Consider the following 14,122-nt stretch of genomic DNA (forward strand, 5'->3'; position numbering starts at 1 on the left):
TCCGAGGCGGCAACTGCATTTCGCGGTGCGCCAGACCCTTGGTCAGGTTCCAATCAAACCGATTGAATTACCCGACAAGTAGTCTGACACAGGGGGAAAACGTCCGCATCCCCGGTGGGTCAAGATTCAATCAGCGCCAACACGTTGACCGCCTCTGGCGTTTATCGAGCGAGGGTTTGCAACCAGGCGCAATTGGCCTACGATGCGATAGCGGAATGGCTGGAAGGGCGAGCACCGGTGCCTGACGCGGTGCATGCCGTAGCGGGACTAGAGGCTCAACTGCGGATGCAGGACCATTTGGCGCAACTGCTCAGGTCGCAACGCCAGGCGCAAGGTGCACTGGAGTTCGAGAGCTTCCAGCCACGGGCTGTTTTTGATGGGAGCCGCATCGCGGATATCCGCTTGCAAGAACACAATCGCGCGCGCCAATTGATCGAGGAGTTCATGATCGCCACCAATGGCTGTACAGCGCGCTTCCTGGCGGCGCACGGCGGCGCTTCGCTGCGGCGGGTGGTGCGCTCGCCGGAGCGCTGGGCGCGTATCGTCCAGGTGGCGCACGGCTATGGCGTTGAACTGCCTGCCCAGCCCGATGGGAGCAAGCTGGAAGGATTCCTTGCCCGACAACGTAGACTGTCACCGGTGAGCTTTCCGGATCTCTCGCTCGAGATCATTAAACTCATGGGTTCGGGGGAATATGTTGTCGAGCGCGCAGGTGAGCAGGCGATCGGCCACTTCGGACTTGCAGTCCAGGATTATATGCACTCGACGGCGCCGAACCGTCGCTTTCCGGACCTCGTGACCCAACGGTTGGTCAAGGCGGTCATGGCGGGAAGTCCGCCGCCTTATTCACTTGCCGAATTGGCTGAGCTGGCAGTGCATTGCACAGGTCAGGAGGACGCCGTACGGAAGGTTGAACGGCAAATGCGCAAATCGGAGGCCGCGTTGCTGTTGCACGACGCAATCGGCCAGCATTTTCGGGCTATTGTATCCGGCGTCAATGCACACGGGGTCTGGGTCAAGATCTTTACTCCGCCCGCTGAAGGGCGCCTGGTTGGAGAGATTCCCGAGTTGCGACTAGGGCAGCTATTGCAAGTCCAGTTGATCTCAACTTCGGTGGAGCGCGGTTTCATCGACTTTTCCCTCCAAAGATCGCAATGAGCGTCAATGAAGGCGAAGTGCTTGGCACTCCACGCAGGCCATACCCTGGCTGACGCGCACGGCGCAAAGCCAGCGAGGACCCAACTTTTTACGGTAAAGATTGGGGGGGGCGTTGAAGCACGCGCCTTGGGGATGGCGACTATGTGGTCTGTCTGGCGCCATCGGCCAATTGTTGGAGTCTTACTTGATTGAGAATTTCAATTTCACCCTTGGTCACGCATTACAGACCGTTCTTGCGGAATCGCGCGAGTATGCGGCAGACGCATTCTGAGATCAGTCCTAGATAGTTTTCGACTTCTTCACGCATCATGGGCAACTGAAAGCAGTTGGCTGCATCGCCTTGCTTAGCCTGACCTGCACCAATAGCTGTCAGAAAGACGTGTTGTCTTATCCCTGGTATTGTTTGCATCGAAGCTGCGCCGCGTGTTCTTTGAAGTTCATTCTTGCCTCAGCTTGACTGGCGAAAACCTCGTCGGATTCGACGCGATGAGCGACCTGTCCGTTGGCGTCCATCCACGTCAAGGACCAGTGCCATCCGTTAGGATCATTCAGAAATATAGTCCTGGGGTTCGTGAGTTCCATGTTGTTCCCCTTGACAGAAACCGCTTTAACGTGTTTTCCGCTTCAATCGCCGACCAGAATCAACTTAAGCGGTTCGCCAGCACTGCCGATGTTCGCTAGCTTATTCCTGTACCCACATCGCACGCAAAGGAAGTAGGCGCCAAGGTCATCAATAGCGGTCTTGCAGAGTGAAACGGGCAACTGGGCTGTGCAGCGTTTGCAGATCTATATGCTCACATCCTTGGAAGAATGGAATGCATAGCATGACGCGCGCTCGCAAATTAACCGAGGACCAGAGTCACGAAATTCGCCTGACTTATAAGTGCCGCACGCATCGCTGCCGCTCGGGGGCCTTCGCCAAGAAGTACAGCGTTGGCTAATCGACGACGACCATGGTTCACGCTTGCTTGCGGTGCGGCCGCGGCGTGCCCGGATGGTGCACGCCGCGTGTAGGCAAGCGCTACAGGGCATGGGTTTCCGTGTCTGCGGAGGCTTTTGATCTAGCGTTCACCCGATGCGTTATGCTACGCTGCACGACTGGGAAGGCAGTTCGCGCCAACACCGCTTCGGCTGCAGGATGGTCGTCTTGTTCAGGCGGGCGTGACGTTGGTGGCCTTTTCTCCCTTGGGGCTGGGGGCGCGTTCAAAAGTAACGCGCTGATTTTCTGCCAGTGATTTGAATCCCGTCGCTTTGATATCCTGGAAATGGACAAACAGGTCAGGACCGCCCGCGTCTGGGCTGATAAAGCCAAAGCCTTTGGCTTCGTTGAACCATTTAACGATACCGCTTTGCGTAGTCATGATAGAACCTCGTAGTAGATGTAGAGAGTCGGGCCATGCCCGGCGACGCGCGCCAACAAGCAGGGTCAACAAGCGAGGGAATCAGACAGGAGTTACCAGGTTCGGCAAGACAGGACGGAGACCAGCAATATTTGCAGTGCTTCATACGCGGTGAGATCACTATACAAGGCTTAGCACGCTGCACCTAGCGCTATCTGTAAATAGTTGGCAGCCAAGTTGAAACCTATGATGTTGTTGCTGATGATAGGAAGCGCAACCGGCACATGGGATCAGCGCGTGTTACTTTAGAAACCTAAGCAGAGGCAACGCATGTTATGGCTTGCATAGGTGAAGGAATGACCTGGTGACGGTTTTGAGACGAGACGAGCGGCATGGAGACCATTGCGTGACCTTTACAATGGTTGACTCAGGGCCAGCAAGCGGGCCGTCAAATGCCGCGATCAATGATGTAGCGTTGAGTGCACGCGCAATGGAAAAGAGCGAAATTATGTCCGAAGCGCAGGAGGCAGTGTTGCCAAAGCGAAAGCGTGTTCGGACGGCCGCGAAAGCGAAGACGGGCACGTCCCGTCAGCCAAGCAAGGGTGAGTTGCTGTCGCTGCTGTGGATCGCCAAGGCGCTGCTGTGCGCAAACAGCGTAGAGGCGGCGCTGCGTTCCGTTGCCGAAGGCTTACCCGGGCTGAGGCCGGACGCCATTTTGCTTATAAGTCACAGCGATCGTGGTGATAGCTGCTTCTACCTCGATATGCCGGACGGCGGCAGTTGCCTTGAACTGAATCACCGCATGTGTAGCGAGGTGCGCAAGCTGGTGGGAAGCGGCACGCATCCATTGCCATTGCAAGCATTTACGTTAGACAACGGAAGCCACGTGGCGGCCCCGTTCTCACATGATGTGAACGGAGGCTACATTGTGCTGCGTTGGCAGGTACCGCCGGAGCTAACGGTGCAGCAGCATGCGCTCGCGTTTCTTCCGCGCATCGCAGAATTGGCCGGTGTCCGTCTCAGCACCCTCCTGGGCCAGTTACACCGGGAAGAAGAGGTGGAGGAACAATATCATGCCTTCGCAGCGACGCAAACCCGCCACATGGAGGAACTTCGCGTGAGCGAGCATGAGAAGGTCGAAGCGCGTGAACTTGCTGCGCAAGATGAGTTGACCGGTTTGCAGAATCGGCGGGGATTCCTCGCGAAATCGGAGCAATGCTTGTTGATCGCCCGCCGGCAGGACCTGGCGTGCGCTGTGATTTTTGCGGATGTGGATGGATTGAAGCTGATCAATGACCTACAGGGCCATGCCGCCGGCGATGAACTGATTCGCGATGCAGCGTATATCTTCAACAGCGCGTTCCGGCATGCTGACGTGGTGGGGCGGGTTGGCGGCGACGAGTTTGCGGCCTTCACGTTTGACAACGCGACGCCGCGTGCCATCGTCGAGCGCATCAGGGAGAAGATCGCCCAGTTCAATGCAGGCAGGAAAGGGGGGCTCACGATGTCGCTGAGCATTGGCGTGATCAATTGCGATATCCACAGCGAGGAAACGCTCTCGGAATACCTGGTGCGAGCGGATGAAGAAATGTATCGTCATAAGCGGCAACGCGGACGGGCGCCGCACTAATACAACAGCCGACAGGAACGTGGCGGAATGTGCCCGATCCGGGGCTGCTTAATCGCTGGGGCCCGCTGTGGCGCGCTATTCGGTAGGCACTTTGGCCCGTGTCGGCGTGCGACGCGCATCGATGGGTGCACTGAGAACGCGCTCGATGACATGGAGGGGAATGCGGCGAGACAGCAAATAGCGCTGAGCGCCGGCAATCCCGACGATCGCGCTCATGAGAATACCGTATTGCACATTGGCGGCGGACCAGACGTCTTCACGCCGCACGATCTCAGAATTATTGTTCATTGCCCGTTCCTTCCGTTTGCGTGAAGTATCGCACAACGCGCAGCCATTGCTATGGAATTATGCGTGACGACAACACAGGGGCGTCCTTGCAATGCGGCGATGAATCTCCGCATTGCAAGGACGCTTTCATTGAACGCAGAAAAAAAGGACGGAGCGCGATCAATGGTCTGTCTCGTGCGAACTGCCGGCCGGATAATCCACTTGCAGGCAATCCTGACCAACAAATGCGCCCCCCCGGATGTCATTGCGGAACAGGTCGAGCCATGAGGTGCTGTCACTGATCAGGTACTGTTTGGACTGCCCCGTTGATTTGCGCCGCACGGTCAACTCGCCCTGCAATCCTGGTACCTCGTCGGTCTTGGGATCCGTCGTGTCCGTAGCGCTGAGAGAAAAATCTGCACGGATGAGGCGATTGCTGCGCAAAATCCTCTGAAATTCGGCCACGTCTTCCGCTTCGATCAGTTCCATACAACCTCCAAATTTGATCCTGCAGTTTCAGTATAGGCCTAAACGCCGTTGCCCGATCTTCAAGTACGCGACGCCTGCCTCATGCGGGCGGCTATGCTCCTCGTTGCCGAGCGCAACCTGTGAGGTAATTGGTCCAGAAACAGTGGGACGTCCTGCCGCAGATGTGTTGCCGTCGCCACGTGCTGCCGTGTGGTGACCATTCTCCGGCAGCGCGCAACAAGTTTCGTGCGATTATGCGCGAGGGAATCCTGCCAGGGGCCTCCTTACGCTGAAACTTGATCGGGATCTGTCTGCCGAGAAAACAATCACTTGGTGGGCTTCGCGCCAGGTGCCGCGGCACCCAGGTGCGTAATCCCGTTCCCCGTTGGCCGCGGACAGCATCTGGCTTAACACCGCTAATGACAGCGAACTAGGCGTCCGAAGATGAATCGATCTCATCATCAAGCGAGCTCACATGCACGCTTGTAATGTGATTGAGTTCGAGGAATGCGATGGCCTGCGTAAGCCGATCGGTTCCTGGACATGCCTCCGCTTGCAAGTACATGTGATCGGTATCCCATTGAAGAATGGTGTCCACCAGGTCACTACACAACGGTTCACTGGGTAGCGCCATGTAGACCCTGCCGGTGCTGCCATCAGACCGGCAATATGAAGCTTTCCACTGCAGCATGTGTTCCATCGACTCCTCCTAACGTCGAGACAAATGGTCAGCGGCGCGCTAGCCGAGACTGATGTATTGGGGATCATGCGCGGCGAGGGGGGAATCGTCCACATGGGGCTATTGCCAAGGAGGCGCAGAACCTGAATTCATTATACGTAGGGATTGGTCCGGTTGCATCGTCCATTTTCCGTGGCACGACTGGTCGCTAGCGTCGGCGCATGAGCAGGGCGACATGAGGCACCAAGGCCAGAAGCCTCCAAGGACGCCGTTGTCGGAGTTAGTGCGCTCACTGTTTTGAAATGTTCGACGTGCATTGTGGGAGGGAGCGTATAGTGGTGCGAGGCGCGGTTCGTCGGCAAAGGGATGCGCAGCACTCTCCTTCGCTGGTGGCACTTGGGGGGCGGTGCCCTTCCACAATTCCCCGGCATGTGCTGTCAAGAATCGCGGGCAGCTCATGCCATGCCGCCGAGTCATTCGAGGCAGTGTCGGCGCAGTCACGGACTTGTGCGCCAACGTTTTCTGCGACGTCGAGGACGTTCAGCGACAAGGGCCGGCAAGGCGTTCGGATGGTTTGCATGGGACGAGAAGTTGGCCGATGCCTGCCTGACAAAATCGGACGATCACGAGTCACGTAGCGGCGGGCGGCGGGCGGCGGGCGGGTGAATGGTCGCGCACACGTGCGCGGCAGACGGGAGCCTTCTATGTCGATCGCAACGTGGGTGTTGTTGGGCGGGTTGATCCTGATTGCGCTGATGCTGATCGGAACGCTAGTGGTGCGCTTGCCGCTCAGTGGTGCGATGATCTACCTGGGACTTGGCGTCTTGCTCAGCCCCTATGGCTTTTGCGTCTTGGACCTGGATCCGATTGCGCAAGCGGCGTCGTTGGAATTGGTCGCTGAGGCCGCGCTGCTGATCTCCTTGTTTTCTGTTGGCTTGAAGCTAGAGGTGCCGATTCGTGACCGCCGATGGATCGCACCGTATCGCCTGGCCTTCCTGTCAATGGCGGTCACGGTGGGCGTGATCGCCGTCATTGGGGTCTATGGCATGGGGTTGCCGCCTGGCGTGGCCATCTTGCTTGGAGGGATTCTGGCACCCGCCGACCCGGTATTGGCTTCGGCGATCCAGTCCAGGCCCAGGGCCGAGCATGATGCCATGCGTTTTAGCCTGGCAGGGGAAGGTGCGCTCAATGATGGCACGGCGTTTCCGTTGGTATTGTTGGGACTTGGAATAATGCGACTACACGATTTGGGCGAGTGGGGATGGTCCTGGTGGTTGGTGGATGTCTTGTGGTCGACGATCTGCGGCATGTTGATGGGGACGTTGATCGGCGCACTGCTCGGGAAGCTGGTCATCCATTTACGCACCAGGCACCACAGCGCGATCGGTATGGATGAATTTCTCTCGCTTGGCGTGATTGCCGTTTCATTTGGTGCAGCCCAGAGTTGCTTGGCATCTGGCTTCTTGTCGGTATTCTTCGCCGGCCTGGCGCTGCGGCGCGCACGCAATTTTCCGTTGGCGGGAACGATGCCGATGTCCCGTGTTCCCGGTGCGCACGAACACGACGCCGCTGATCCCGCGACCCACTCGCATCACGCCAACGCAGTCATTGCGCGGGCCGTCCATGGCGTCAATGAGCAGCTTGAACGGTTCGCCGAACTCGGCATGGTCATGATGATTGGCGCGATGTTGCCTGCGCCCGGAAGCCTCACCAGTCTGTGGTGGTTTGTACCATTGGTGTTTCTGGTCGTGCGCCCGGCGTCGGTCGTGCTCGGGATGGCGGGTGCCGGCGTGTCCCGGTACGGGCTGGTCCTGGTCGGTTGGCTCGGCATTCGGCGGATTGGCTCAATATACTACCTGGTGTTTGCCTTGAATCACGGCGTCGCCGAGGCGTTCGCACCAGAACTGGTGAGTTTGACATTGGGTACTGTGGCTGCATCGATTCTCGCCCATGGGATCACCGTGCAGCCGTTAATGGCTTGGTACGAGCCACATCCAGCGAAATTAGCGGCCGTTGGAACTCGGCGCCAATGCGGGGCGCGTTTCGGCGTTTGCGGCGCGCGAATTGCCTCAACGCTTCAATGGTGGCGAGCGCGCAATTGCTGTGCAATGATCAAATGGTTTGCCGAGGCGCGACGGCTGCGCCATTCGCCAAAGAGCACCCGTTGTAACGTCGATTCGTCAATGTGTTGGTTCCGCAAGTATTCGACAGCATAGCGCCAGCCATGGGTACGCACCAGATCGATCGCATGGTTCAGATAGCGAAACTGTTGGACGTCGTACCTTCGATCAGAATAGATGTTCCTCATGATACGCCTCCCTGTGAGTGGGAATGCAGCTTGGATCTGGAAGTCGCCACCAATGAGCCCCAGTCGACCCATCCAGCAAACGCAATCCGTTGTTCAAAAAGGGATCCGCACTGCGAACTTACCAAGCTAACACATTGCGAATGCTCCAGCGATTGGCATTCTATATTGCAGCAGGTTGTAAGCGACCTGCGCTGCCGTAAGCGTATGTCGGACCATATCATGCTACCTGCAGCGAGGGGCTGCCGACGTTTCAGCAAACGTCGAGCTGTCGATGCTCGCGTGCAAGGAACACGGCCCGCGGATGATGTGGCGTGTCTGTGACTGGGCACACCGGGACCAACTCGTGTATTGAAGCGTCGTGTCCCGGCCCGGGTCGATGCGAGCGTTACTGAACATGACGGAAAGTTGTTGGAAATGAGCGACTGGTTGGCGACGCACTCGGCGTGATGGGCGTAGATTGCTAGGATGTCACGTCGAATCGATCATGCCACTGCGACGAAAATATCGGCAGCCTTCGCTGCCAGGGCCGCGTTTGGTGAACGGTTTGCCTACAACTCGGCGCAGTTGGCCGGGCTGCTGCAGCCTTTGGTCAGCGAGGTGTTCGCCCGCCCGATGTGGTTAACGTGCGAGCGCCATGCCATTGCCGGGCCACTGCCTGACCGGAGAATTGCTGGTAAGCGTTCCTGATGAAGCATCGTTTGGATTGTGGGTGCCCCGGGAAGTGAATGCGCGCCGGGCTTGATTGGCGGGGGTTGTTGACAGGCACCCCGTTCGCATGACGTTTCCCGGCATTTTCGTCCGTTTGGGACTACCATACTAGTGATAGCAACGTTACTGAGCTGGAGACAGATGATGGCCATTACCAATGCAATCCGGTATAAGGGCTTCTTCCTGGACTGCGAACCCATCAGACAGGGTAATGCGTGCTTCGTTGCGCAGGTCATTATTACACGCGAGTCTGGCCAGGCATTGGACGAGTATGCATTCCATGAGCTCTGGATGGCCAGGGCAGCGGCGGACGCGGTGTCCTTCGCCAAGGCATGGGGGCGAGAGTGGATCGACGACCATCTCCAAGCGGCCGACGCCGGCGTCGGTTCAGGCGTACACTTAGTGTGAGTCACCAATCAGGAGAACCGTCATGAAAGACTCTGGACCGGAATTCTCCTTCCGCGGCCTGCCTCTGAGTGCCGAACAGGAATCTGAAATTCAACACTATATTCTTCAACGGAAAAGGCGCGGATTGCGGCCGGAGGTTGAAGAGCTGCGCGCCATGGTGCACGACATGCTGGAGCCCCCAGCTTGCGAGAATCCCGGTGAGAGAGCCGAAGCCGACGGGGCACATGCCGACGCGGAACGCGCTGCCGCCATGGTCGACAACGGTGGCGACCCGATCAGCACGCGCGAGGAACGCACTGCTGTTCGTGAGGCAGAAGCCATGAAGCACTCAAAGTCGTAAGGGCGCGTCCTGCGGGTGCTGCTGTGTGGAGCGAACGGCTAATTGACCGTGAGTGAGAATGGCGACTGGGGGGTGATCTGTGTGCGTGAGCATGCAGCAGGGGCCGAAATTGTTAGGTGAATGCCGCTTGTCAGCGTATAGTAGGTAACAGGTACCCAGCCAACATTCCCAGTGTGTGCCGGTCTTCCTCCGCATTGCAGCCTAACGGCGCAATCGCGTCAAAGTCCCTCATCGACGTGCAGTGGTGTGTTACCTGCGTCTGGCACGCAGTGCCGCGCCGGAAAGGTGGGCTTGCTCGTCGCTTCCTCCTTTCCGAGTCTGTTCCTGAACGCGAGCGAAGGAGTGCGGCATGCGCCAACATTCAACATCGTGGTTCCAGGGATGGAAAATCCTGCTGAGGTGTGCCGAATTCAGGTGTCAGGACGGTTCGTTGAAGTTCGCGTCAACCGCCATCCTCAAACATAGGGCGCCGACAGCGGATTGCACGAGCCTTCAGTGGCCGGATAAGATGACGCGATCGATTGTTTTTCCGGAGGACGCATTCGAATCCTGTGAAGACGCCAATACCGATGCGATGGCGAAGGCCCGGCGTCAGGTCCAGATAATGAATGGGATCCCGGATAGCTGTGGGAGAAAGATCATGGAAAGTGCGCGCAATACAGATGCGCGCCAGGAGTCCGATGAAAGCCTGGCTGCGCAATATGAGATCTCGTTCGATGGGAAGCGTTATGCATTCCGACAGCACCGCTACGACGTGTTCCAGGATGCCTTGCGCTATGCGGTCGCGGAGCACGCCAAGGTTGACTTCTCGCACGACGAGGCGTTCCAACCGAGCTGGATGGGCGCATATCGCCCCAGCGACGAAGACGAAAGCACGATGAGACTGCATGGTATCGACTATATCGAGGGCCACTTCCTCTATGGTGGCTATCGATACGGTCAACTGTGTGACGCGGTCGCGTTTGCCGCAGAACATCCGAACTTGTAAGGCCTTGGTCGCGAAGGAGCGCCGGTATGGAGCAGTATCTGCAATGGCTGGCCGAAGGACTGCTCGCGTTGAGCTGGTGGAAGCTGCTGCTGATCGGGCTGATGACGACGCATGTGACGATCGTCGCGGTGACGGTCTACTTGCACCGGTGCCAGACGCATCGCTCGCTGCCATTGCGCCCGCTCGTGGCCCATTGCTTCCGCTTCTGGCTATGGCTGACGACAGGGATGGTGACGCGCGAGTGGGTGGCGGTGCATCGCTGCCATCACGCCCATTGTGAAAGCGAGAAGGATCCGCACAGCCCAGTGGTGGTCGGGATCAACCAGGTTCTGTGGCGCGGGGCCGAACTGTACCGGGACGCGACATGCGGTCCTGGGCTGGTGGATCGATACGGCGGTGGTGGACCGGCCGACTGGCTGGAACGACGGATATACGGCCGCTACACGTGGCAAGGCGTCGGCTTGCTGCTTCTGATCGAACTCGTCTTGTTTGGAGCGCGAGGCCTGACGCTATGGGCTTGCCAGATGATGTGGATTCCGTTCCTGGCAGCCGGCGTTGTCAACGGTCTGGGCCACTATGCCGGCTATCGCAATTATGACTGCAAGGAAGCCGCCACCAACATCGTTCCGGTTGGCCTGCTCATTGGCGGAGAAGAGCTGCACAACAATCATCACACTTTTCCAACCTCTGCAAAATTCTCGGTTCGCTGGTTCGAACTCGATATCGGCTGGGCCTATATCAGCTTGTTGCGGTGGTTGCGCCTGGCAACGCTACGGCGGCCGCCACAGCGACTGATGCGATGCGCGGGACAGTTCGTGCCGACACCGGCGACCTTGAAGCTGGTCCTGGGCAATCGTGCGATTCTGATGCGCGAGCTGACAGTCCTGACCCTGGACGTGTTTCGGAATGAACGCACGGGACTGGCGCAGTTGAGTCCCCACGAGGCGTTGGCCCAGACGAAGCGTTTGCTGCGGCGCGCACCTTGCCGGCTCACGGGAGCGCAAAAGGTGGCGCTGGAACTGGTGATCGTACACAGTGCACGACTCAATACCATGCATGTGGCGCGGCAGGCGCTGGAGAAGTTATGGGAACGTTCGCCGGCAACGCAGGAAGAACTCCTGACGGTCTTGCAAAACTGGTGCGTGGATGCCGAGCGCTCCGGTCCGCGCCCCTTGCAGCGATTTGCCCGGCAATTGGCGAGTTATGGATAGTGACATGAATCTTGCATTGCTCCACTCAACGGCGTGCCGGGAATTGCTCAACGAAGGAGACCTGGAGGACGCTGTACGCTATTGCATCGCCCAGGGAATTGAACCACCGGTCCCGCCATGCACCCGGCTCTCCTCCGACTACGAGCGGTGCGTGGAAGTGGCAAAGGAAACCTTGTCAGACTACGGCTGGTGGGAAAAACGGATAAAGGTCCGAAGCACGCGTGAACGCAGGCAGGCTGAAATGCAGGAACGCTCAGGTGCGAAGTCCCGGTCGCCCTCCGGGACTGCCACACGTTGATGCGATGTTTTGCGCCGGATCGCGCCGGACTAGCGACGCCTTGGCGAGGCAGTTGCCGCAGCCTTCCGGCTTCCAAGGAACGATTCCAAGCCACGCTGATCTGGCGCGCATCGTGTGGGGTGACGGACGCATTCATCCCATGTGGCAGTCGCATGGCAGCCGCGCTGTGTGCAGGGGCGCTGGTTTCCGATAGTGCGAGCGTGGCGTTCGATGAGCGGCAGAAGTTTTGCAGCAATGAGGTGCGACGTCACGAAGGAGTCGGACATGCGACGCTATCGCGGGTACGAAATTGAATGTTCGACAGTCAGGGCGACGTTGGGAAAGCCTAGCGTAAAGTGGTACTGCCAATTGCGCATCAGGAAGTTCGGTGAGCCAATGTCGATGCAATATCAGGTCACGGTGATCGCCTGGACGATGCGCTCGGCGAGTGTGCTCGGCCTACACCAGGCCAAGGAACGCATCGACGATGTGCTCGGAATCGAATTGCCTGCTTGAGATCCCTCCGGCGCGAATCGACCAGGTTGCGCGGCGCGGCGCTGGTCAATGCTCTCCGCGCTAACGCAGCTTTCTGCGCCTACCGGTGTTGCCGATCATGCGTGGATGGGGGGGGCGTAGCGCTGCTTCCGGGTGAAAGAGGTGCGTCGGGAGGTGCCGCCATGCGACATCTAACGTGTCGAGGCTCTGCCTCCAAAGTGGGACACCAGCGCCAGCAATTCTTCCATTGCTACGGGCTACGTTAGGCGGATACCATGTGTGCGTGTGCCATCGCTTCTTGACTGCCGGGACCATCCCAGCCGGTCCATGCAACTATGGGAAGTTCAACGCATTGGGGAAGGGCATGCATGGCAACCGCGGTTTCATAGCCATCCATTTCAGGCATTTGGATGTCGAGGAACACGATATCCGCAGGCCAGTCAGCCAGCAAGGCAACCGCTGAAGCGCCGTCATAGGCTACCTTGTTGTCGATGTGAAGGATACTTAGAAACTGGGAAACCATGTCGACGGCGTCCTTGTTGTCGTCAACCAGCAGCACACGGGCTTTGATTTGATGCATGACTCTCTCCCTGTGCCATCGTGACTCCTTCGCGATGGGCTAGAGAGGGGCCATCGGTCGGAAGTAGAAGATGCTTGAACATTTCTGTCTCCCATTTGAGTTGATACTTTCAATTTAGGACGACATTCTCGCAACAACCGATCAATGACGAAATAGCGGTGCCGGCTCGGCATTAGTGGTGCCATGACAAGACTTGCGCGAGGTTTACGCCTGCGGCAGCGCGGCTGCCGGTTTGATTCCAATGGAGATTCTGCGAGAGCTTCGATTCTTGGTCACGACCGATTGCTGAACGTTATGGCTGAAATTGTACCTTGGCGACGGCTCATGGATGAAACGCATTAGCCGTTAGCTGCACATAGGAAACTCCAATGCCGGGATGAGGTTAGGCATGTTAGATTTTCATCTTCAAACAGGTAGTCCATTTTCCATTCGAACCAGAGCCGGGAACAAATAAGGAGCGCGGAATGGGATCCAGATTGGTAATTGAAGACCGACGGTCGCTTGATGGTTTAACTCAGGTTATTGATGATGCTCTGACGCTGGCTGATGATTGCGGGTGGAGCTACGCGTTGACATATCTCATAAGTGAACGGGTTCCATCGCAAGTCATACAGCGACTCCTGTCGGGTAATGCACGCGCCAGAAAGACGGTGATCAACACGGATGTGGCTTTCCCAGACAAATGCTATGGCCGGAAGGGCAGTGATACGGACGAGATGAAGCGCCTATTCGCTGCACTGTGCATGCGGCGAACCAGGCTGAAGCCGCGTGCTGCCGACCGTCCGCCAGCGGCATCGCGTCGTAACGGACCGGTCGCGGCAGATGATTGATTCAGCGATCAAGCAGTCAGCCGCAGGTTTAGAGCTTCTCCAGAAATTCCGTTACGCGCGGATCGTCTGGCAGGAGGACATCACGCATGTCGCCGTCGTAAAAGGCGATTTCATCGCCATCCTGTAGATTGTCCAGGTGCTTGAAGTAATAAAAATCTTTGGCACGCACGATCAGGTGCGCTTCGTAGCCTTTGGGGGGAAGGGTGCGCGCCAGAAAGTCCTCGGCGAGTTCCTTTACAGGTAGCGGCTCAGACGGATCCAAGTCCATTTGCATGCCTCACTGAGTTAGACCAAGTTAATATTTTGACGATGGCGCTTCGCGGCGGGAGCAGTAATACCGCGACGTTGCAGGGTGGCGCCCCGGCTTTGTGCCCTCAAATTCATTCTAGCAACATTTCGTTGTATGGGTTGCCTACTGTTGACGCCGGCGGAGCG

At 57.9% G+C, this 14,122-nt stretch carries 15 protein-coding genes; 8 read left to right on the forward strand and 7 right to left on the reverse strand.

Annotation, left to right across the window (positions count from 1 at the left end; all coding sequences use genetic code 11):
• The first annotated feature begins 114 nt into the window (after positions 1–114).
• Positions 115–1,158, forward strand: coding sequence for an RNB domain-containing ribonuclease (locus ASE26_RS17735; protein ID WP_057246650.1), 1,044 nt, complete (start codon positions 115–117; stop codon positions 1,156–1,158).
• A gap of 220 nt (positions 1,159–1,378) precedes the next feature.
• Here the strand turns inward: ASE26_RS17735 and ASE26_RS32085 are convergent, their stop codons facing one another.
• On the reverse strand, positions 1,379–1,567 hold the full coding sequence (locus ASE26_RS32085; RefSeq protein ID WP_156397952.1) for a hypothetical protein: 189 nt from the start codon (positions 1,565–1,567) through the stop codon (positions 1,379–1,381).
• 742 nt (positions 1,568–2,309) lie between these two features.
• A complete protein-coding gene (locus ASE26_RS17745; RefSeq protein WP_055928837.1) occupies positions 2,310–2,519 on the reverse strand; it encodes a cold-shock protein in 210 nt (69 codons plus the stop codon).
• Positions 2,520–2,988: 469 nt separating this feature from the next.
• Here ASE26_RS17745 and ASE26_RS17750 point away from each other — a divergent pair, with 469 nt between their 5' ends.
• Positions 2,989–4,128: a GGDEF domain-containing protein gene (locus ASE26_RS17750; RefSeq protein WP_055928840.1), complete on the forward strand. Its 1,140-nt coding sequence runs from the start codon at positions 2,989–2,991 to the stop codon at positions 4,126–4,128.
• Between the two features lie 75 nt (positions 4,129–4,203).
• On the opposite strand, the gene ASE26_RS17755 is transcribed toward ASE26_RS17750, so the two are convergent.
• The 3 genes from ASE26_RS17755 to ASE26_RS17765 all read right to left on the reverse strand — a co-directional run bounded on the left by ASE26_RS17755 (position 4,204) and on the right by ASE26_RS17765 (position 5,563).
• Complete coding sequence (locus ASE26_RS17755; protein ID WP_055928843.1) at positions 4,204–4,416, reverse strand: hypothetical protein; 213 nt, start codon at positions 4,414–4,416, stop codon at positions 4,204–4,206.
• Positions 4,417–4,575: 159 nt separating this feature from the next.
• On the reverse strand, positions 4,576–4,884 hold the full coding sequence (locus ASE26_RS17760; RefSeq protein WP_055928845.1) for a hypothetical protein: 309 nt from the start codon (positions 4,882–4,884) through the stop codon (positions 4,576–4,578).
• 409 nt (positions 4,885–5,293) lie between these two features.
• The gene (locus ASE26_RS17765; protein WP_055928848.1) at positions 5,294–5,563 is read right to left on the reverse strand and encodes a hypothetical protein; all 270 of its coding nucleotides are present in this window, start codon (positions 5,561–5,563) and stop codon (positions 5,294–5,296) included.
• Positions 5,564–6,246: 683 nt separating this feature from the next.
• Between ASE26_RS17765 and ASE26_RS17770 the strand changes: the two genes are divergently transcribed.
• The 6 genes from ASE26_RS17770 (at position 6,247) to ASE26_RS17795 (ending at position 12,298) form a co-directional block, all read left to right on the forward strand.
• Positions 6,247–7,758 (forward strand): sodium:proton antiporter, encoded by a 1,512-nt coding sequence (locus tag ASE26_RS17770; RefSeq protein ID WP_082591399.1) that lies wholly within the window; start codon positions 6,247–6,249, stop codon positions 7,756–7,758.
• 941 nt (positions 7,759–8,699) lie between these two features.
• The gene (locus tag ASE26_RS17775) at positions 8,700–8,966 is read left to right on the forward strand and encodes a hypothetical protein (protein ID WP_055928854.1); all 267 of its coding nucleotides are present in this window, start codon (positions 8,700–8,702) and stop codon (positions 8,964–8,966) included.
• Between the two features lie 22 nt (positions 8,967–8,988).
• A complete protein-coding gene (locus tag ASE26_RS17780; protein WP_055928857.1) occupies positions 8,989–9,306 on the forward strand; it encodes a hypothetical protein in 318 nt (105 codons plus the stop codon).
• Positions 9,307–9,655: 349 nt separating this feature from the next.
• The gene (locus ASE26_RS17785; protein ID WP_055928861.1) at positions 9,656–10,294 is read left to right on the forward strand and encodes a hypothetical protein; all 639 of its coding nucleotides are present in this window, start codon (positions 9,656–9,658) and stop codon (positions 10,292–10,294) included.
• Between the two features lie 26 nt (positions 10,295–10,320).
• Positions 10,321–11,505 (forward strand): fatty acid desaturase, encoded by a 1,185-nt coding sequence (locus ASE26_RS17790; protein WP_057246651.1) that lies wholly within the window; start codon positions 10,321–10,323, stop codon positions 11,503–11,505.
• Between the two features lie 562 nt (positions 11,506–12,067).
• A complete protein-coding gene (locus ASE26_RS17795) occupies positions 12,068–12,298 on the forward strand; it encodes a hypothetical protein (protein ID WP_156397955.1) in 231 nt (76 codons plus the stop codon).
• Between the two features lie 241 nt (positions 12,299–12,539).
• On the opposite strand, the gene ASE26_RS17800 is transcribed toward ASE26_RS17795, so the two are convergent.
• Together ASE26_RS17800 and ASE26_RS17805 are read right to left on the reverse strand one after the other, a co-directional pair.
• Positions 12,540–12,857, reverse strand: coding sequence for a response regulator (locus tag ASE26_RS17800; RefSeq protein WP_055928873.1), 318 nt, complete (start codon positions 12,855–12,857; stop codon positions 12,540–12,542).
• 858 nt (positions 12,858–13,715) lie between these two features.
• A complete protein-coding gene (locus tag ASE26_RS17805) occupies positions 13,716–13,955 on the reverse strand; it encodes a hypothetical protein (RefSeq protein ID WP_055928876.1) in 240 nt (79 codons plus the stop codon).
• Positions 13,956–14,122: the final 167 nt, after the last annotated feature.

It is taken from the genome of Duganella sp. Root198D2, from assembly GCF_001428585.1.
Classification (GTDB): Bacteria; Pseudomonadota; Gammaproteobacteria; order Burkholderiales; family Burkholderiaceae_D; genus Rugamonas.

Coding starts and splice junctions, on each gene's coding strand:
- ASE26_RS32085 (WP_156397952.1), bottom strand. CDS start 1,567: ATGCAAACAATACCAGGGATAAGACAACACGTCTTTCTGACAGCTATT.
- ASE26_RS17745 (WP_055928837.1), bottom strand. CDS start 2,519: ATGACTACGCAAAGCGGTATCGTTAAATGGTTCAACGAAGCCAAAGGC.
- ASE26_RS17750 (WP_055928840.1), top strand. CDS start 2,989: ATGGAAAAGAGCGAAATTATGTCCGAAGCGCAGGAGGCAGTGTTGCCA.
- ASE26_RS17755 (WP_055928843.1), bottom strand. CDS start 4,416: ATGAACAATAATTCTGAGATCGTGCGGCGTGAAGACGTCTGGTCCGCC.
- ASE26_RS17760 (WP_055928845.1), bottom strand. CDS start 4,884: ATGGAACTGATCGAAGCGGAAGACGTGGCCGAATTTCAGAGGATTTTG.
- ASE26_RS17765 (WP_055928848.1), bottom strand. CDS start 5,563: ATGGAACACATGCTGCAGTGGAAAGCTTCATATTGCCGGTCTGATGGC.
- ASE26_RS17770 (WP_082591399.1), top strand. CDS start 6,247: ATGTCGATCGCAACGTGGGTGTTGTTGGGCGGGTTGATCCTGATTGCG.
- ASE26_RS17775 (WP_055928854.1), top strand. CDS start 8,700: ATGATGGCCATTACCAATGCAATCCGGTATAAGGGCTTCTTCCTGGAC.
- ASE26_RS17780 (WP_055928857.1), top strand. CDS start 8,989: ATGAAAGACTCTGGACCGGAATTCTCCTTCCGCGGCCTGCCTCTGAGT.
- ASE26_RS17785 (WP_055928861.1), top strand. CDS start 9,656: ATGCGCCAACATTCAACATCGTGGTTCCAGGGATGGAAAATCCTGCTG.
- ASE26_RS17790 (WP_057246651.1), top strand. CDS start 10,321: ATGGAGCAGTATCTGCAATGGCTGGCCGAAGGACTGCTCGCGTTGAGC.
- ASE26_RS17795 (WP_156397955.1), top strand. CDS start 12,068: ATGCGACGCTATCGCGGGTACGAAATTGAATGTTCGACAGTCAGGGCG.
- ASE26_RS17800 (WP_055928873.1), bottom strand. CDS start 12,857: ATGCATCAAATCAAAGCCCGTGTGCTGCTGGTTGACGACAACAAGGAC.
- ASE26_RS17805 (WP_055928876.1), bottom strand. CDS start 13,955: ATGGACTTGGATCCGTCTGAGCCGCTACCTGTAAAGGAACTCGCCGAG.